Here is an 18,268-nt window from a genome sequence, read left to right on the forward strand (position 1 = left end):
AATACATCCTTAGAGAAGGCTTCTTCTCTAAGGATTTTTTTGTTTTTATTTGAAAGGATGGGATAAAAAAAACGAACGACTTTTTTTGACAGATGATGACAAATGCTATTTTGCACCGTTACTTAAATTCAACAAACACAATCAAGGAGGAATTCAAATGAGCCAACAACATTTTGAAACATTACAAGTTCATGGCGGGCAAACCGTTGATAAAGATACTGGGAGTCGAGCAGTGCCTTTGTACCAAACAACTGCTTTTGTTTTTGAAGACACAGACCAAGCCGCGCAACGTTTTAGTTTAGCTGAACCAGGTAATATCTACACTCGAATTACCAATCCTACGACCGACGTTTTAGAACAACGTTTGGCCCTTTTAGAAGGTGGTGTAGGAGCCGTCGCTACTGCTTCTGGTTCTTCAGCGATTACTTATGCGATCCAAAATATTGCTGGAGCTGGTGACCATATCGTTTCAGCAGCTGCGATTTACGGTGGTACGTATAATTTGCTAGCGCATACTTTACCTGAATTTGGTATTACAACAACTTTTGTCGCTTCAGAAGAGCCAGCTGCTTTTAAAGAAGCCCTTAAAGAAAATACAAAAGCAATTTTACTTGAGTCTTTGGCTAATCCTGATATTACCATCATTGATTTTGAAGCAATTGCAGCCATTGCACATGAAGCTGGGATTCCTTTAATCGTTGACAATACCTTTGCGACAGCTTACTTATTCCGACCTTTTGAACACGGTGCTGACATTGTTGTGTACTCAACCACTAAATATATCGGTGGACACGGCGTTGCGATGGGAGGCGCAATCATTGATTCTGGGAAATTTAATTGGGACAATGGCAAATTCCCGCGCTTAGTGGAACCTGATCCAAGTTATCATGGCATTTCTTGGTTTAAAGATGTTGGTGCTGCGGCTTATATTATTCGTTTACGAACAATTTTACTTCGAGACACAGGGGCTTGTGCTTCACCGTTTAACTCTTGGGTATTACTACTTGGACTTGAAACGCTCTCTTTACGTCTTGAGCGTCACGTGGAAAATGCGCAAAAAGTCGCCGAGTTTTTAGAAAATCATCCAAAAGTTGCTTGGGTAAATTATCCTGGTTTAAAAAGTAGTCCTTACCATGCTTTATCACAAAAGTACTTTCCAAAAGGACCGGGCGCAATTTTTACTTTTGGCTTAAAAGACGGACGCGATGCCAGTAAAAAACTCATTGATCAAGTAGCGTTATTCTCTTTACTCGCAAACGTAGGTGATGCCAAATCTTTAATTATTCATCCTGCTTCAACTACGCATTCACAATTAAGTGAAGAAGATTTACGCGCAGCAGGCATTAAACCAGAAACAATTCGTTTATCCATCGGAATTGAGAACATTGATGATATTATCAATGACTTAACACAAGCTTTAGATAAAGTTTAATCCTTCTTTGTTTCACGTGGAACAAAAAAAGCAGCTCGGCCATTTGATTTGGTCGAGCTGCTTTTTTATTTGTTAGTAAGCTGTGGTACTTGTTGTTTTCGCGATTTTCCCTTGTTCGATGTAGACCATTTTTTTGTCTGAGTTTCAAAGATTTCCAAACAAAAAAATATCGTGCTTTTTCTTTTTTTATTTAATGTAATAATCTTCTAGGCTTTTCATGATGTGTTGTAACTGAGCTAATTTTTCTGATGTCCCTTCTACCAAAGCATATCTAGTAGCTCTTGCTCTGCCCTCTTGAATAATTAAATTTTTACTGATTAAAACCTTAATTCCTTCAGCAACATAATACCTACTTAAGCCTGTCTTCTCCTGTATTTCGCCATGAGAAATACTATAACCAACCTTCATGATACATTTATAAATAGCTTTTTCTTCTTTAGTCAATTCCGGGTGTGATTCTGCTAAGTCTATTTTCCAGATTTTTAAACATGTTTTTTCATCTCTTGATATTATATCTGGCATCTTAAACTTATTTTTAGTAGCAGATTGCACGATCTTGGGACCACCAGTTCCAGCTCTTTCACATAGACCAGCACGTCTAAATAAAGTTGTCACCGTATGATTTCTAGGTTGTGAATCCCCTCCTCTGATAAATTCTTCTACTGAAACCTTCATTTCTCCTGGATTCTCAAAGATATAAAAACCTCGATAAGCTTCTACTCGTACGGACTTCTTACAGAAATAATCAGCATGAATTAAAGAATTAGCTAATGCTTCTCTTAAAGCAATTCCTACATCTTCAGTTGATGACTTTCGAACATAGTCATCTGTTAATTCAAAAGGTTCATGGATTGTCATTCTCAATTTATCTAGGACTATTTGATAAAATGAGAATAAATTTAAATTTGGATAGTTTGGATCTCCGCTAGCTACTCGATCACTCCATCTATCACTCGAACCCGTTCTATTAAAATAATCTAAATGAAAATGAGGCAAATATTCAGTAATCGCACTATATTTCCCGAAAAATAATAAGCCGCCTATCGTCAATTTATATTCAATTTCTTTTAAATTTTCTCTATTTCTTTTCATAGCTCCTACATCGATTAATAAATTTTTTATGCTCATATCGACATAAGCTGATTCCTCATTATTTCCAATTAACAACCTTCGATAGTTTTCTATTGAATTCTTATTTAAATCATTAATATCATAATTAGATAACAAATGAGAATCTAAATCATCTTCTGCATTTCTAATCATATTTTTTAACTCTTCAGTAGTTGCTCTATGGTCCCCATCATTTAACCTTTTATAAGTATTTTTTATATCGTTATTAAGATAAACCGGTTTCTTGTAGATAGGCGCTTCTAGAACGAGTATTTCCAGAACTAATTTATCATCAAAGCATCTAATATTTACGTTCGATTCAGTTATTGAGTTAAAACTTATTTTTGTATCATCTCTCAGTGTCGTAAATAAATCTTTTTTTATTTTCTCTACATCTTCAATACCAGTTATTGAGAAATTTCCTTTATCATCTTCTGATATCCCTAATACAACTAAGCCACCATTTGTATTAGAAAACGCAGAATACGTTTTCCAAAAATCTTTTGGTAATTTATTTTTAGCTTTTTTATATTCCCTGCTACTACTTTCTGGTTTCAATATAATTTTAGTCATTTTTATTTCCTTTCTTTCAATTTTCTGCAGATTATTACTTTTTTCTGCAGATTCTACAAACACTATATATGTACTTTTTTTGAATGAAATTTAATAAAAAACACAATACATAGTGTTAATATTAAATTCAACTCATTCTATTTTAAAAAATTTCTGCAGATTACTACTTTTTTCTGCAGATTCAATTTACATTCATTTAGATAATTAATATTTCTAAAATATTGTAACATAATAAAAAAAAAAGAATCTATATTTTGAAAATGATTAAAAACTATTGATAAAACTAGTAACAAACAAAAAAAGCAGCTCGGCCATTTGATTTGGTCGAGCTGCTTTTTTATTTGTTAGTAAGCTGTGGTACTTGTTGTTTTTGCTATTTTCCCTTGTTCGATGTAGACCATTAAAATGCTCAAATCTGCTGGATTGACCCCGCTAATTCGGCTAGCTTGGGCTAAAGTCGTCGGTTGGATTTTTTGAAGTTTTTGACGAGCTTCGGTTGCTAAGCCATTAATTGCCTCATAATCAATGTTTTCTGGAATGCGTTTGGCTTCCATTCGTTTTAATTTTTCAACTTTTTCCATCGCTTTTTTAATATAACCTTCGTATTTCACTTGGATTTCAAGTTGTTCAATTTCTTTGGCGTTTAGTTCCCCATTCTCTGGGATAAAGTTTAATAAATCAACATAATTAATTTCTGGACGACGCAATAAATCTAGTGCTAAAATGCCGTCTTTTAAAGTTGCGGAGCCAATTTTTTCTAAGTAAGCTTGCACTTCTTGATTTGGTTTAATGCGGATTTCTTGAAGTCGTTTTATTTCTTTTTCAACGGCTGTTTTTTTATTAATATAAGCCTGATATTGTGCTTCTTTTACTAAACCAATGTCATGACCAATTTGCGTTAAGCGTAAATCAGCGTTGTCATGGCGTAAAAGCAAACGATATTCTGCCCGAGAAGTTAAAAGTCGATACGGTTCAGTCGTGCCTTTTGTAACTAAATCATCAATCATTACTCCAATATAGCCATCGCTTCTTTTTAAAACGAGTGGGTCTTTGCCTTGAATTTTTAAAGCGGCATTGATCCCAGCGATTAAACCTTGACCTGCGGCTTCTTCATAACCACTCGTACCGTTTGTTTGTCCGGCTGTATATAAGTTTTCAATCGCCTTTGTTTCAAGTGTTGGGCGTAATTGATGGGGGACAACGACGTCATATTCAATTGCATAACCCGTACGCATCATTTCCGCTTGTTCTAAACCAACAACAGAGTGCAATACTTCTTCTTGCACTTCTTCTGGTAAAGAAGAAGATAAGCCCTGCACATAAACTTCTTCCGTATCACGGCCTTCTGGTTCTAAAAAGAGTTGGTGACGATCTTTGTCAGCAAAACGGACAATTTTATCCTCAATTGATGGGCAATAGCGCGCCCCCACCCCTTCAACAATGCCGGTAAACATTGGTGCACGATGTAAGTTTGCTTGAATAATCGCATGTGTATTAGGGTTTGTGTACGTTAACCAGCACGGAATTTGCTCCGTTAAATAGGCGCTGTCTGGTGTACTAAAACTAAAATGATTCGCCGCTTCATCACCTGGTTGGATTTCTGTTACAGAATAGTCAATTGAGCTTGATTTAATCCGTGGTGGCGTTCCTGTTTTAAAACGTTCAATTTCTAAGCCGAGCTCTTTTAAGTTGTTTGCTAAGGCAATGGCTGGTTGTGAATTATTCGGACCAGAAGAATATTTTAATTCCCCTAAAATAATTTCACCTCGTAAAGCGGTTCCGGCCGCAATAATTACAGCCTTCGCATGATAAATTGCACCAGCTGAAGTAACAACCCCTTTACAAACACCTTCTTCAATCACTAATTCTTCAACAATGCCTTGGCGTAACGTTAAGTTTGGTTCTTTTTCAATGGTATGTTTCATTTCCATCGCGTAAGCTTGCTTGTCTGCTTGTGCACGTAACGCTCGCACGGCTGGACCTTTACCAGTGTTTAACATGCGCATTTGAATGTATGTTTTATCAATATTTTTACCCATCTCGCCACCAAGTGCATCGATTTCGCGAACGACAACACCTTTGGCTGGTCCACCAATCGATGGGTTACATGGCATAAAAGCGACCATATCTAAATTTAACGTAATTAACATGGTTTTTAAACCCATTCGGCTCGTTGCTAAGGCAGCTTCTGAACCAGCATGCCCTGCGCCAACGACAATGACATCGTACGTTTTTGCTTTATATGTTTGCATCTTTTACTTCCCTTCTTATTTCCCTAAACAAAATTGACTAAACAATTGCGTAATTAATTCATCTTGGACACTATCGCCGACAACTTCACCTAAGTAATCCCAACAACGCGTCATATCCATTTGTACCAAGTCAACGGGCATCCCGATTTCAATGCCACTAACCACTTCATCTAATGCTTGGACGGCTTTTTCTAACAAGGCAATATGGCGACTATTAGAAATATAGGACGCATCTTTTTCACCTGTCGAACCACCAAAGAATAAATTGGCAATGGCTTGTTCAAAAACATCAAACCCTTCATTATTTAAAACTGAAATCGCAAAAAGTGGGGTTTCTCCGATTTGTTGCTTTAATTTTTCTTGGTTTAATTTTGCCGGCAAATCGGTTTTATTTAATAGAACAATCCGCTTACTATTGGCAGTTGCTTCAATTAACTGTTCATCTTCTGGCGATAAAACTTCATTTTGGTTTAAAACTAATAACACTAAATCGGCTTGTTCGAGCGCTTTTCGGCTTCTTTCCACCCCAATTTTCTCTACTACGTCTTGCGTTTCACGAATACCTGCTGTATCAACGAGTTTCAACGGCACACCACGAACATTGACATATTCTTCAATCACATCACGTGTTGTTCCTGCGATGTCTGTTACAATCGCTTTTTCCTCTTGTAATAAATGATTGAGTAAGCTTGATTTACCAACATTTGGTCGCCCAATAATCGCAGTACTTAAGCCTTCACGTAAAATTTTTCCTTGTTGCGCCGTTTGTAACAAAGCTAAAATTTGTTGTTTAACATGATTGGCTTTTTCAATAAGTAATTGTGTCGTCATTTCTTCGACATCATCATATTCTGGGTAATCAATGTTCACTTCAACTTGTGCCAAAGTTGTTAAAATTTCTTGACGTAACGCTCGAATTAAATGCGATAAGTTCCCATCTAGTTGATTTAGTGCTAGATTCATCGCACGATCTGTCTTAGCGCGAATTAAATCCATTACCGCTTCTGCTTGCGATAAGTCCATGCGGCCGTTTAAAAAGGCGCGCTTGGTAAATTCGCCAGGTTCGGCTAACCGAGCACCTTGACGTAATAATAGTTGTAAAATCTGGTTAACAACTACAATCCCGCCATGACAATTAATTTCGACAACATCTTCGCGCGTAAAGGTCTTTGGTGCTTTCATCACTGAAACCATCACTTCATCAACGAGCTGTTCTTTCTCTGGATCAACTAAATGTCCGTAGTGAATCGTATGGCTCGAAACGGTTTGTAAATTTTTTTGACCACTTCGAAAAACTTTGGCGGCAATCGGTAGGGCTTCCTCGCCGCTCAAGCGTACAATGCTAATTGCCCCTTCACCTGGTGGTGTCGAAATCGCTGCAATCGTATCAAATTCTTGAATAAATTTTGCCAATTGAACCCCTCCTAATTTTTCACACAAAAAAAGTGCCCACTCCACCCCTTAAAAAAAGAGATAGACGTTGCACTTTGACTGCTTGTCTGATTAAATTCTGGTCATAGGTTAGCATATTTTTCTTATCCTGACAAGTAAAACTCTTTTTTTATTTTTGGAGAAAATGAGTAAAGATGGTAAAATAAAGAAGAGAAAGTGAAAAGAAAGAAGGGACTACCATGAAACATCATCAATCGATTAACGACGAGAACCCGCTTGATAAAATTATCTTGTCAACTGGCAACATTAATAAACCTTATATCGTTCGAGATATTGTTTTTGTAACCGAGCGCGTCGAAGCAGATTTATTTAATCCAGAAATTAACCCTAATAATCTTTTTGTAAACGTGAATCGCCAATTAAAAGAAAAAGCTTTCGAATATGGTGCCAACGCTGTTATTAATTGCGAATTTAATTACCAGCAAGAAGTCATTGACAGTCGGCCTTTTTTACAAATATTTGCATATGGCACAGTCGTTCAACTTGTTCATTCTACTATTGGAAGCTAAGCATGAACAAAAACACCCCCTCAATCAAAGAGCGGTGATTTCAAACCGTAGACAAAGTACAATTCGATTTTCAAATCGAATTGTACTTTGTCTTTTTTTGTCTTTTATTTACGTTAATTTTTTTGGTTTTCGTCTTCTCACAACGAATAAGCCTACGAAAAGAAGAAGTCCTAATCCAATAATAGAGCGTATTTTGGACAATTGAACATCTTTATCACCAGCTTGAGGGAGTTTTTCGATTTTATTATGATTAGAATTCAATGATTGAGACAAAGTTGAATCAAGAGTTTCATTTGACGAATCTCCCCCAACATCGATTGGTTTATTTGAGTGGTTTGGGTTTTCTGGTTTAACTGACACTTCTGGAGTATTTGAGTTTTCAGAATCACCGGGTAACTCTGGTGGTGTTGGAGTTGCCGGTTCGTCTGGAACTTCCGGCGTACTTGGAGTTTCAGAATCTCCGGGTAGCTCCGGTGGTGTTGAACTTTCTGGTTCGCTTGGCACTTCCGGCGTGCTTGGAGTTTCAGAATCATCAGGTAACTCTGGGAGTGTTGGACTTTCCGGTTCGCTTGGAACTTCTGGCGTACTTGGAGTTTCAGAATCTCCGGGTAGCTCCGGTGGTGTTGAACTTTCTGGTTCGCTTGGTGCTTGTGGTCTACTTGGCACTTCAGAATCATCGGGTAGCTCTGGGAAAACGGGTTCATTGGGGATGGTTGGCAGTTTTCCGGTAAAATTACCAACATAATGTAGCTCAGAGCTTGTGTTTTGGCCATCTAAACGATTCGCAATGACTGTACCATTCACTGCACTATAACCAGAAAATTTTAAATTCGTGCTTGGTGCTAAAACGGAACCTATAAGACTAGTTGAATCAAAAACGAACTCTTTTTTATCTGATTCAAAGACCCATAATATCCGATTGGCTATTTTATTAATATTCGAATAGTTGATCAGTTGATTATTAAGCAGTGTGCTATTTAACTTCAATCGATCCCCCTTGACTCGAATAATAATCAAGCTATTTGGATTCGTATCTGTAATACTTAAACTGAATGGTTTTGTCCATTCAGTTAAATCTAATTCAAAGATATTCGTATCATTTAAAGTTTCAATTTGGATTGTTCCCCATTCGTTAATCATTTCACCTGTTGTTGGAAACGTCCAAATTTGCTCATTTAAATACTGTAAATCTTCTTTTGCCTCTTCTAAAAACTTTTGAATTGCTTGTAGTCGGATTAACTCAGTGCCTGAATCAAGGGTTCGTTGAATTTGATTTCCAAGTAACGCTTCTTCCGTAATAACATCACCATTTTCAATCCTTACTTGGCCACCAATGCCCTGACTACTTAATAAAGCCACATTGAATCGCGGGAGTTTATAATCTAAAAATTGATTCACAGCAGGAGAAGTGCCTTCTTTAAAAGTAATTGTTTTTATATTTTCAGCCCTCTTTGTTGCAACAGGTCCACCAGTCTCATTAAAATTTATGAAACAATCAAATAACAAAGCATTGAAATCATCTGCGCCACCTAAAAGATTTTCTTTTGAAACAGGTGTCCAACTCAAATGATTGGCATGAATCCGTTGAACGCCATCTTGTCTTGGCAACATTTGCGCTACTTCATTATGAATTTTTATTTCCGCCGCTTCCACGAATGGCGTAAAATTTTGACTACTTACATTGACTGCTAACAATAAAGAAGCCAATGCTAGGAGCCGTCTTTTTTTGTTTTGCAATAATTTTCCTCCTTCATTTTCTAACAAATACTTTTTCAAAAAATATCCTAACAATCGCCTATTCATTTGAAAATAAAAAATAAACGAACTTATCTTTTACTTAAAAATTATTAAATTTCTTAAAAAAAAAACCACTCTTTGAAAAGGCGTTATCCTTTTCAAAGAGTGGTTTCTTCTTTTAATAATATTTTTTAGCGGGCTCAACAACTAAGTAACGATAAGGTTCTTCCCCTTCAGAATGGGTTTTAACATAATCTTTTTTACTAAGTGCCGCGTGAATTTGCTTACGTTCAAAAGCAGGCATCGGTTCTAAGAACACTGGGCGACCTGTACGATCAACTTTTTCAGCTGTTCGCTCAGCCAAGCGTTGTAAAATTGCCTGACGTTTTTCCCGGTAATTTCCTACGTTTACAACAATTGATAAACGGTTTTTAGCAATACGATGAATATAAACTTGGGCTAAATATTGTAATGCATTCAATGTTTTGCCATGCTTTCCAATTAAAATTCCTTGTTTTTGTGTATCTAATTGAAAAACAATTAGACCTTCTTCACGGGTCATCTTAACTAAAGCCGGCGTACCAAGTTCATTGGAAATATTCGTTAAGTAAATCGCTAATTCTTTTAACGCCTCTTCGTCATCTAACTCACTTGGTGTTGCTTTTGTTACTTCGATTTCTTGAACAGGTTCCGTGATTTCAATCACTTCTTCAACGATTTCTTCAATCGCTTCTTCAACTGCTTCACTCACTGTTAATTCTAACGACACACGCGCATTCTTTTTGCCTATTCCTAAAAAGCCTTTTTTTGCTTCTTCAAGCACTTCAATTGTTACTTGTTCTTTTGTTACACCTAAAGCTCGTAATCCTTGTTGGATTGCAGCTTCTGTTGTTAGTCCTTCATAAATCGGCATCTCATTGACCCCTCTCTAACTTTTTCTTAGTAAATTATTTTTTACGTTTTTTCTTAGGATTTTGTGCTTTTTTCAATGCTTTTTCTTTTTCACGTTCGATTTTAGCTAATTCTTCTCGCTCTTTCATAATCTTAAATGGATTATTAATTAAGAGTGTCTGGCCAACTTGAAAGGCATTTGAAATTACCCAGTATAAAGATAAAGCACTTGGTAAGTTAATCGCCATCACTAAAATCATTACTGGCATTACATAATTCATCACTTTTAAGCTCGCATTGGCTTCCACTTGACTCATACTTGATAAATAAGTACTTAAGAAAGTAAAAATAGCAGCTAAAATCGGTAAAATAAAGTAAGGATCTGGCTCCCCTAAAACTTTTAGCCATAAAAAGCTACCTTCTCTTAATTCAGGTACACGTGAAATTGCTTGGTAAATGGCCATTAAAATGGGCATTTGAACAAGTAACGGTAAACAACCCGCATAAGGATTAACACCATATTCTGCATAAAGTTTTTGCTGTGCTTCACGTAATTGTTGTTGTGTCGCTTGGTCTTTTGCCGAATATTGTTGTTGTAATTCTTTTACTTTTGGTTGTAATTCTTGTGTTTTACGCATACTTTTTGTTTGATAATGCATAAGAGGCAATAAAATAATCCGAATAATTAAAGTAAATAGGATAATGCCGATCCCACGGCTGCCACTAATGGATAACCATTTGACTGCTTGCGCAAAACTATAAACAATTCTTTCCCAAACTCCTGTACTCGAAGCAGTAATTTCTCCTGTCCCACAGGCTGATAAGACAACTACGAAAAAGAGCATCAGAGTCATCAGTAGTAGACGCTTTCTTTTTTTCACAAAAATAATTCCCTTCTATTTCTTATTATTTTAATATTTTCGCTAAATTCAACACATGACGCAAATTCGCTTCAACTTCTTGAGACGACAAATGAGCCACGCTTGGCCGCGCAATGAGAATAAAATCATATTCTGCTTGAATTTGATCTTTTAAATGATACAGACTACTACGAATCTTACGCTTCACCTCATTACGTTTGACCGCATTGCCGACTTTTTTACCAACAGAAATTCCTACCCGAAAATGACTTTGCCCTGTCTTAGGTAAGATATAAATGATAAAATTTCGATTCGCCGTCGATTTGCCGGTCTCAAAAACCTTCTGAAATTCCTTCTCTTTCTTTACCCGGTATGACTTTCTCATCGTCTTGCATCCGTTCCTTCTTTTTTATTACTCACCTAACAATCATACCATAATTTAAAGTCAGGTTTCACCTTTTAAGCTAAAAAAGTGTATAAAAAAAACCACTGATTTGCAGTGGTTTATGCAGAAAGAACCTTTCTGCCTTTAAGACGACGACTTGCGATTACGCGACGTCCATTTTTTGTACTCATACGTTTACGGAAACCGTGAACTTTTGAATGTTTGCGCTTATTTGGTTGGTATGTTCTTTTCATTCTTTCCACCTCCAAAAAGGGATTGCTATCGATACTTTACGACATACCTTGACATTATAACTAAGACTTACCTACTTTGTCAATCAAAAAATCAAGTAATCTCTTGACTTGCGATTACTTTTAAGACTAAATCCCCTTTTTTCTGATCTTATTTCTCCAATCTAGCTCTTTTTTTGCATCGTTTTTTAATTCGTAACTTTTTTAGCAACTTAGCTTCCGCTCACCCAAAAATGAGAAAAAAAGAAAACTTTCGAGTTTGGTCTCATTTTTTTGTTATCCACAATTCAAAAAAAAGAAGAAAATAAATTTGTGGATGACTTTTTTTTATAAATTTTTATCCGCAGAGTTTTCTGGTAGTTATCCACAAATCAACAAGCTTAAATAACTTATCCACATGCGTTTCCCCTCCTGTTCATAAGTCGAAAAAACCTAGTTAGATCAAGCGCTGTTTTCCCCTAACTCCTGTGCATAACTATTCATCGAGCAAAGTTATGCACATTGCATTTTTGGTTGTTGATAACTTTTTATCACATTGTGGATTTTCATTTCTATTCTTATGCACATTGTGGAAAAAAATGATTTATTTGCTTTTTTTCTCTTTATTCTGTGGAAAACTTTTATGATTCATGCTATTTTAGTAGTATCTATCTTTATCTACTTTTACAGGAGGATTATTATGCCATCTCTTGAAACCATTTGGAGAGAATTACAAGACAGTTATCGTAAAGAGATGAATCCAGTGAGCTACACGACTTGGATTGAGCCTGCAAAGCTTCTCTCTTTTCAAAATAACCAATTAATGATTGAAGTGCCTACCGTTGTGCAAAAAGACTATTGGGAAAAACATTTAGCTAGTAAAATCTTAGAAACCTTCTATATGATGTCCGGTGCTGAAGTTTTACCAATTTTTGTTACCCCCGATGAAGTCCCTACTTTACCAACAATTGAAGAAGGCACACCGGATGCGACCGAAACAACGCGCAACAAAAATTCTGTTTTGAATTCAAAATATACATTTGATACCTTTGTTATTGGAAAAGGCAACCAAATGGCCCATGCAGCCGCTTTAGTTGTCGCTGAAGACCCAGGATCCATTTACAATCCTCTTTTCTTTTATGGAGGAGTCGGTCTAGGAAAAACACACTTAATGCACGCAATTGGCCACCAAATGTTGCTTAAACGGCCAAATGCCAAAATTAAATACGTCAGTAGTGAAAACTTTACGAACGAATTTATTACTTCCATTCAAAAAAACAAAATGGAAGACTTTCGAAATGAGTATCGAACGGTCGATTTATTATTAGTTGATGATATTCAGTTTTTAGTGAATAAAGAAGGAACGCAAGAAGAATTCTTTAACACATTTGAAGAGCTCTATCGTAATAATAAACAAATTGTCTTAACCAGTGATCGTTTACCAAACGAAATTCCGACCTTGCCACAACGGCTTGTTTCTCGTTTTGCTTGGGGACTTTCCGTTGATATTACGCCGCCAGACTTAGAAACACGAACAGCTATTTTACGAAAAAAAGCCGAAGCCGAGAATCTAGAAATTCCAGATGATACTTTAAGTTATATCGCTGGGCAAATTGACTCAAATATTCGAGAATTAGAAGGCGCGCTCGTTCGAGTTCAAGCTTTTGCCGCCATTCAAAGTGCAGACATTACAACAAGTTTAGCAGCAGAGGCACTAAAAGCCTTAAAAGCGAGCCATCACCTCAGTCAAGTTTCAATTTTGCATATCCAAGAAGAAGTCGCTAAATATTATCACTTGCAGGTAAAAGACTTAAAAGGAAAAAAACGTGTAAAAAACATTGTTGTACCACGCCAAATTGCCATGTACTTATCGAGAGAACTCACGGATAATTCACTCCCTAAAATTGGGGCAGAATTTGGCGGAAAAGATCACACAACCGTTATTCATGCGCATGAAAAAATTCAACAATTACTAAAACACGATGTCATTATTCAAAATGAAATATCAGAACTAAAAGAAATCATTTTTAACTAGTGTGGAAAAGTCTCAAAAAAGAATAAAAGTTTTCCACAAGTTATTCACAAGTGGAAAACTTTATTTAATTGGCTTTCTCTAATCTTATCCACAGAACTAACAGCCCTACTACTACTACTATTTTTTATTTACTAATAATAAAAGAAAAAGGAGACCCTATATGAAACTAACAATGAATCGTAATCTTTTTATTCAAGAATTACAAAAAGTCCAACGAGCAATTTCATCTAAAACCACCATGCCTATTTTAACAGGGGTAAAAATTGAATTATCTCAAAAAGGATTGACCTTAACAGGTAGTAACGCTGATATTTCAATTGAAACCTTTTTAAATGTTGAAAATGAACAAGCACAAATGCAAATTGAAAAAACAGGAGCGATTATTTTACAAGCTCGCTTTTTTAGTGAAGTCATGCGTCGTTTACCAGAAGATGACTTTACTTTAGAAGTAGTCGAAAATAATCAAGTAGCAATCACTTCTGGTAAAGCGAACTTTATGGTTAATGGACTAGATGCGGATGATTACCCACATTTACCAGTAATCGAAACAGCAAACCAAATTCAAATTCCAGTGCACGTTTTAAATAAATTAATTAGCGAAACTGTTTTTTCCGTTTCCCAACATGAAAGCCGTCCGATTTTAACAGGTGTTCATTTTGTTTTAAAAAACCAAGTCTTACTAGCAGTCGCTACGGATTCACACCGTTTGAGTCAAAGAAAAATCCCATTAGAAAACACGGATGATCAATTTGATATTGTTATTCCTGGGAAAAGCTTAATTGAACTTTCTCGTTCTTATGGTGATGACGAAGAAGCAGTCATCTCAATTCGGATGATGGATAATCAAGTGCTTTTTGAAACGCAAAATATGAAATTTTATTCGCGCTTATTAGAAGGGACGTATCCAGATACGGATCGTTTAATCCCGACGAACTTTAATACGACCATTGAGTTTGAAGTTAAGAAATTATTAGCAGCAATCGATCGGGCCTCTTTATTGTCCCACGAAGGCCGGAATAATATTGTTCGTTTACATATTGCTGACGATGGGGTTATTTTATACGGAAACTCGCCAGAAATTGGGAAAGTCGAAGAGAGTTTGAGTTATACACAAGTAACGGGTGAACCACTTGATATTTCTTTTAACCCAGACTATATGAAAGCTGCCTTAAGAGCATTTGGTGATACGTCGATTCACATTCATTTTATTTCGGCCATTCGTCCCTTTATTTTGGAACCATCTGAAGGTCAAGGAGAATTTGTTCAACTAATTACTCCTGTTCGCACGAATTAATTTTTCAAACCTTTGAAAATGTATGAAAAAAACAACAGAAAACAAAAAAACGGCTTAAAAGCGATTCTAAGCCGTTTTTTTTGTTTTGAGTAATAAACGTCGATTTTGAGTTGAAGTGGTTAAAAGGCAAAAATATATGGATAAATTTGTTTTATTCACTTTAAAAGAGTATAATAAGCACATGTAGTTCATGAAGAATTGAGGGAAAAAATGAAAACAAAAATTTACCTAAAATCGGAATATATGACACTTGGGCAAATGTTAAAAGAAGCAACGATTATTAGTAGTGGTGGGCAAGCCAAATGGTTTTTAGCTGAAAATACCGTCTTCGTGGATGGGGAACCAGAAAATCGTCGCGGAAGAAAGTTATACGCTGGCATGATGATTGAAGTACCTGGGGAGGGTACTTTCTTTATGGAACAACAGGGTCAAATCGATGAGATTAAATGAGCTTCAAGTACAGCATTTTCGTAACTATGAAGCCGCTCATTTAACTTTTAAAAAAAATCTAATTATTTTTCTTGGTGAAAATGCACAAGGGAAGACGAATTTACTAGAAAGTATTTTTGTTCTAGCAATGACCAGGAGCCATCGCACAACACATGAACAAGAATTAATTGGATGGGAACAAGAATATGCGTATATAAAAGGAATGGTCCAAAAAAAACATTCCACGCTTCCTTTAGAACTTTTTTTGACTAAAAAAGGACGTAAAACAAAAGTTAATCATATTGAGCAAAAAAAATTAAGTAGTTATATTGGACAATTAAATGTGATTTTATTTGCACCAGAAGATTTATCTTTAGTAAAAGGTAGCCCGCAGATTCGCAGGCGTTTTTTAGATATGGAAATTGGTCAAATGAACCCAGTTTATTTATATGATTTAGTCCAATATCAAAAAGTACTCAAACAACGCAATCAATATTTAAAACAATTAGCGGAAAAAAAACAAACAGACGAGCTGTACTTAGATGTTTTAACGGAACAATTAATTGAATTTGGTAGTAAAATTTTACTGGCTCGTCAAATTTTTATTAAACGCTTAGAATATTGGGCGAACCAACTTCATCAAGTGATTAGTCAAGGAAAAGAAGTATTGGAACTTGAATATGTATCCAGTTTTTTGCTTCCTGAAGCATTAACGTTGCCACAAATGCAACAACAATTTGCTGAACAAATTGAAAAAAACAAAGAAAAAGAACGCTTTCGTCAAATGACCGTAGTTGGGCCGCATCGGGATGATATTGTTTTTTTAATCAATCAAAAAAACGTCCAAACATTTGGCTCGCAAGGACAACAGCGTACGACGGCTTTAAGTGTACGCCTAGCTGAAATTGATTTAATTTATGAAGTAACAGGAGAATATCCGATTTTATTACTTGATGATGTCATGAGTGAGTTAGATGACTCAAGACAGCTTCATTTACTAAAAACAATTGAAAATAAAGTGCAAACATTTATAACAACGACGACACTCGAGCATTTAAAAGAAAAAATGACCGTTGAACCAGAAATTTATTACGTTCAAAATGGATCAATCAAAGGAGAGAAGAACTAGGTGACGGAAGAAGAAAAAATTTTAGTAGAACGCGCAAAAGAATATGATGCGAGTCAAATTCAAGTTTTAGAAGGGCTAGAAGCGGTTCGTAAACGCCCGGGAATGTATATTGGTTCGACTAGCTCAGAAGGACTACATCACTTGGTTTGGGAAATTGTCGATAACTCGATTGATGAAGCCCTTGCTGGTTTTGCGACAACCATTGAAGTGATTGTTGAAAAAGATAACAGCATAACAGTCATTGATGATGGTCGTGGTATTCCAGTCGGTATTCAAGAAAAAACTGGTCGGCCAGCCGTTGAAACGGTCTTTACGATTTTACACGCCGGTGGAAAATTTGGCGGTGGCGGTTATAAGGTTTCAGGTGGTCTTCATGGCGTAGGTTCTTCGGTAGTTAACGCCTTATCGGAAGTATTAGAAGTTAAAGTTTACAAAGATGGTAAAATCCATTATCAAGCATTTGAACGTGGTGCTGTTAAAGCAGACTTAAAAGTTATTGGCGAAACAGAACGCCATGGAACTGAAGTCCATTTTATGCCCGATGCAGAGATTTTTACGGAAACAACCGAGTTTAACTTTGATAAATTAGCTACGCGTGTCCGTGAGTTGGCTTTCTTGAATCGTGGTCTCCACATTTCAATTGAAGACCGTCGCTCGGAAGAACCTGTTTTAAAAGAATATTACTATGAAGGCGGCATTAAAAGTTACGTTGAACATTTAAACGCAAATAAAACAGTTTTATTTCCAGAGCCAATTTTTATTGAAGGAGAACAACAAGAAATTATCGTAGAAGTAGCCTTACAATACACCGATGGCTACCATACGAACTTGTTAACGTTTGCCAATAATATTCATACTTATGAAGGCGGAACGCATGAATCAGGCTTTAAAACGGCTTTAACGCGTGTGATTAACGACTATGCACGCAAACAAAAGTTAATGAAAGATAATGAAGATAATTTAAGTGGAGAAGATGTGCGTGAAGGCTTAACGGCTGTGATTTCAATCAAACATCCCGATCCGCAGTTTGAAGGACAGACGAAAACCAAACTAGGGAATTCAGAAGTTCGTACGGTAACGGATCGTTTATTTTCAGAGTATTTCTTAAAATTTTTAATGGAAAATCCGACAGTTGGTCGCCAAATTATTGAAAAAGGGTTACTTGCTTCCAAAGCTCGTTTGGCTGCTAAAAGAGCGCGTGAAGTGACGCGTCGTAAAGGTGCGTTAGAAATTAGTAACTTACCAGGGAAATTAGCCGATTGCTCAAGTAAAGACCCGGAAAAATGCGAATTATTTATCGTCGAAGGAGACTCGGCTGGTGGTTCAGCAAAACAAGGTCGAAGCCGGGAATTCCAAGCGATTTTACCAATTCGTGGGAAAATTTTAAACGTTGAAAAAGCATCAATGGATAAAATCTTAGCCAACGAAGAAATCCGCTCGTTATTTACAGCGATGGGAACTGGTTTTGGTTCTGATTTTGATGTTTCCAAAGCGCGCTACCATAAATTAGTCATTATGACCGATGCCGATGTCGATGGCGCCCATATTCGTACGTTGCTATTGACGTTATTTTATCGTTACATGCGCCCAATTGTTGAAGCAGGCTATGTCTATATCGCACAACCGCCTTTATACGGGGTAAAACAAGGAAAAAATATTACTTATGTGCAACCTGGAAAAGACGCAGAAGACCGTTTGCAAGCAGTAGTAGACGCGCTACCAGCAACACCAAAACCTTCGATTCAACGCTACAAAGGGTTAGGGGAGATGGATGATCATCAATTATGGGAAACGACCATGGATCCAGAAAATCGTTTAATGCTACAAGTAACCGTCGATGATGCCATTGAAGCCGATCAAATTTTTGAAATGTTGATGGGAGATAAAGTCGAACCAAGACGTAATTTTATTGAAGAAAATGCACATTACGTGAAGAACTTAGATATTTAA

At 36.4% G+C, this 18,268-nt stretch carries 15 protein-coding genes and 1 other annotated feature (1 of these 16 running past the window's edge); of the genes, 7 read left to right on the top strand and 8 right to left on the bottom strand.

Annotated features, from left to right (window positions below; all coding sequences use genetic code 11):
- Positions 1 to 14 (top strand) — a binding site (T-box leader) (it extends 236 nt beyond the left edge of the window).
- Between the two features lie 143 nt (positions 15 to 157).
- Positions 158 to 1,432: an O-acetylhomoserine aminocarboxypropyltransferase/cysteine synthase family protein gene (locus JOD14_RS05405; RefSeq protein WP_204653820.1), complete on the top strand. Its 1,275-nt coding sequence runs from the start codon at positions 158 to 160 to the stop codon at positions 1,430 to 1,432.
- A gap of 186 nt (positions 1,433 to 1,618) precedes the next feature.
- Here the strand turns inward: JOD14_RS05405 and JOD14_RS05410 are convergent, their stop codons facing one another.
- The 3 genes from JOD14_RS05410 to mnmE all read right to left on the bottom strand — a co-directional run bounded on the left by JOD14_RS05410 (position 1,619) and on the right by mnmE (position 6,780).
- Positions 1,619 to 3,115: an RNA-binding domain-containing protein gene (locus JOD14_RS05410; RefSeq protein WP_204653821.1), complete on the bottom strand. Its 1,497-nt coding sequence runs from the start codon at positions 3,113 to 3,115 to the stop codon at positions 1,619 to 1,621.
- 344 nt (positions 3,116 to 3,459) lie between these two features.
- The gene (gene mnmG, locus JOD14_RS05415) at positions 3,460 to 5,367 is read right to left on the bottom strand and encodes a tRNA uridine-5-carboxymethylaminomethyl(34) synthesis enzyme MnmG (RefSeq protein ID WP_204653822.1); all 1,908 of its coding nucleotides are present in this window, start codon (positions 5,365 to 5,367) and stop codon (positions 3,460 to 3,462) included.
- Between the two features lie 15 nt (positions 5,368 to 5,382).
- On the bottom strand, positions 5,383 to 6,780 hold the full coding sequence (gene mnmE, locus JOD14_RS05420) for a tRNA uridine-5-carboxymethylaminomethyl(34) synthesis GTPase MnmE (RefSeq protein WP_204653823.1): 1,398 nt from the start codon (positions 6,778 to 6,780) through the stop codon (positions 5,383 to 5,385).
- 218 nt (positions 6,781 to 6,998) lie between these two features.
- Between mnmE and JOD14_RS05425 the strand changes: the two genes are divergently transcribed.
- On the top strand, positions 6,999 to 7,328 hold the full coding sequence (locus JOD14_RS05425) for a heavy metal-binding domain-containing protein (protein WP_204653824.1): 330 nt from the start codon (positions 6,999 to 7,001) through the stop codon (positions 7,326 to 7,328).
- Positions 7,329 to 7,436: 108 nt separating this feature from the next.
- On the opposite strand, the gene JOD14_RS13350 is transcribed toward JOD14_RS05425, so the two are convergent.
- The 5 genes from JOD14_RS13350 to rpmH all read right to left on the bottom strand — a co-directional run bounded on the left by JOD14_RS13350 (position 7,437) and on the right by rpmH (position 11,455).
- Complete coding sequence (locus tag JOD14_RS13350; protein WP_204653825.1) at positions 7,437 to 9,065, bottom strand: collagen-binding domain-containing protein; 1,629 nt, start codon at positions 9,063 to 9,065, stop codon at positions 7,437 to 7,439.
- A 178-nt stretch (positions 9,066 to 9,243) separates the two neighbouring features.
- Positions 9,244 to 9,978: an RNA-binding cell elongation regulator Jag/EloR gene (jag, locus tag JOD14_RS05435; RefSeq protein ID WP_204653826.1), complete on the bottom strand. Its 735-nt coding sequence runs from the start codon at positions 9,976 to 9,978 to the stop codon at positions 9,244 to 9,246.
- Positions 9,979 to 10,012: 34 nt separating this feature from the next.
- A complete protein-coding gene (locus JOD14_RS05440) occupies positions 10,013 to 10,837 on the bottom strand; it encodes a membrane protein insertase YidC (protein WP_204653827.1) in 825 nt (274 codons plus the stop codon).
- 25 nt (positions 10,838 to 10,862) lie between these two features.
- Positions 10,863 to 11,201 (bottom strand): ribonuclease P protein component, encoded by a 339-nt coding sequence (gene rnpA, locus JOD14_RS05445; protein WP_204653828.1) that lies wholly within the window; start codon positions 11,199 to 11,201, stop codon positions 10,863 to 10,865.
- A gap of 119 nt (positions 11,202 to 11,320) precedes the next feature.
- Positions 11,321 to 11,455 (bottom strand): 50S ribosomal protein L34, encoded by a 135-nt coding sequence (gene rpmH / locus JOD14_RS05450; RefSeq protein ID WP_204653829.1) that lies wholly within the window; start codon positions 11,453 to 11,455, stop codon positions 11,321 to 11,323.
- A 676-nt stretch (positions 11,456 to 12,131) separates the two neighbouring features.
- Between rpmH and dnaA the strand changes: the two genes are divergently transcribed.
- The 5 genes from dnaA (at position 12,132) to gyrB (ending at position 18,268) form a co-directional block, all read left to right on the top strand.
- A complete protein-coding gene (gene dnaA, locus JOD14_RS05455) occupies positions 12,132 to 13,466 on the top strand; it encodes a chromosomal replication initiator protein DnaA (RefSeq protein ID WP_204653830.1) in 1,335 nt (444 codons plus the stop codon).
- A gap of 160 nt (positions 13,467 to 13,626) precedes the next feature.
- The gene (dnaN, locus tag JOD14_RS05460) at positions 13,627 to 14,760 is read left to right on the top strand and encodes a DNA polymerase III subunit beta (RefSeq protein WP_204653831.1); all 1,134 of its coding nucleotides are present in this window, start codon (positions 13,627 to 13,629) and stop codon (positions 14,758 to 14,760) included.
- A gap of 210 nt (positions 14,761 to 14,970) precedes the next feature.
- Positions 14,971 to 15,210, top strand: a complete 240-nt coding sequence (gene yaaA / locus JOD14_RS05465; protein ID WP_204653832.1) for a S4 domain-containing protein YaaA — start codon at positions 14,971 to 14,973, stop codon at positions 15,208 to 15,210.
- The gene (recF, locus tag JOD14_RS05470) at positions 15,197 to 16,318 is read left to right on the top strand and encodes a DNA replication/repair protein RecF (protein ID WP_204653833.1); all 1,122 of its coding nucleotides are present in this window, start codon (positions 15,197 to 15,199) and stop codon (positions 16,316 to 16,318) included. Before yaaA ends, recF begins: the two co-directional genes overlap by 14 nt.
- On the top strand, positions 16,319 to 18,268 hold the full coding sequence (gyrB, locus tag JOD14_RS05475; RefSeq protein ID WP_204653834.1) for a DNA topoisomerase (ATP-hydrolyzing) subunit B: 1,950 nt from the start codon (positions 16,319 to 16,321) through the stop codon (positions 18,266 to 18,268).

It is taken from the genome of Enterococcus lemanii (assembly GCF_016909125.1).
In the GTDB taxonomy this organism is placed as follows: Bacteria; Bacillota; Bacilli; order Lactobacillales; family Enterococcaceae; genus Enterococcus_I; species Enterococcus_I lemanii.

Bases quoted from the DNA above. Each gene is read 5' to 3' on its own strand.
- JOD14_RS05405 (WP_204653820.1), top strand. From the start codon at position 158: ATGAGCCAACAACATTTTGAAACATTACAAGTTCATGGCGGGCAAACC.
- dnaA (WP_204653830.1), top strand. From the start codon at position 12,132: ATGCCATCTCTTGAAACCATTTGGAGAGAATTACAAGACAGTTATCGT.
- rpmH (WP_204653829.1), bottom strand. From the start codon at position 11,455: ATGAAAAGAACATACCAACCAAATAAGCGCAAACATTCAAAAGTTCAC.
- mnmG (WP_204653822.1), bottom strand. From the start codon at position 5,367: ATGCAAACATATAAAGCAAAAACGTACGATGTCATTGTCGTTGGCGCA.
- jag (WP_204653826.1), bottom strand. From the start codon at position 9,978: ATGCCGATTTATGAAGGACTAACAACAGAAGCTGCAATCCAACAAGGA.
- dnaN (WP_204653831.1), top strand. From the start codon at position 13,627: ATGAAACTAACAATGAATCGTAATCTTTTTATTCAAGAATTACAAAAA.
- JOD14_RS05425 (WP_204653824.1), top strand. From the start codon at position 6,999: ATGAAACATCATCAATCGATTAACGACGAGAACCCGCTTGATAAAATT.
- rnpA (WP_204653828.1), bottom strand. From the start codon at position 11,201: ATGAGAAAGTCATACCGGGTAAAGAAAGAGAAGGAATTTCAGAAGGTT.
- JOD14_RS05410 (WP_204653821.1), bottom strand. From the start codon at position 3,115: ATGACTAAAATTATATTGAAACCAGAAAGTAGTAGCAGGGAATATAAA.
- yaaA (WP_204653832.1), top strand. From the start codon at position 14,971: ATGAAAACAAAAATTTACCTAAAATCGGAATATATGACACTTGGGCAA.
- recF (WP_204653833.1), top strand. From the start codon at position 15,197: ATGAGATTAAATGAGCTTCAAGTACAGCATTTTCGTAACTATGAAGCC.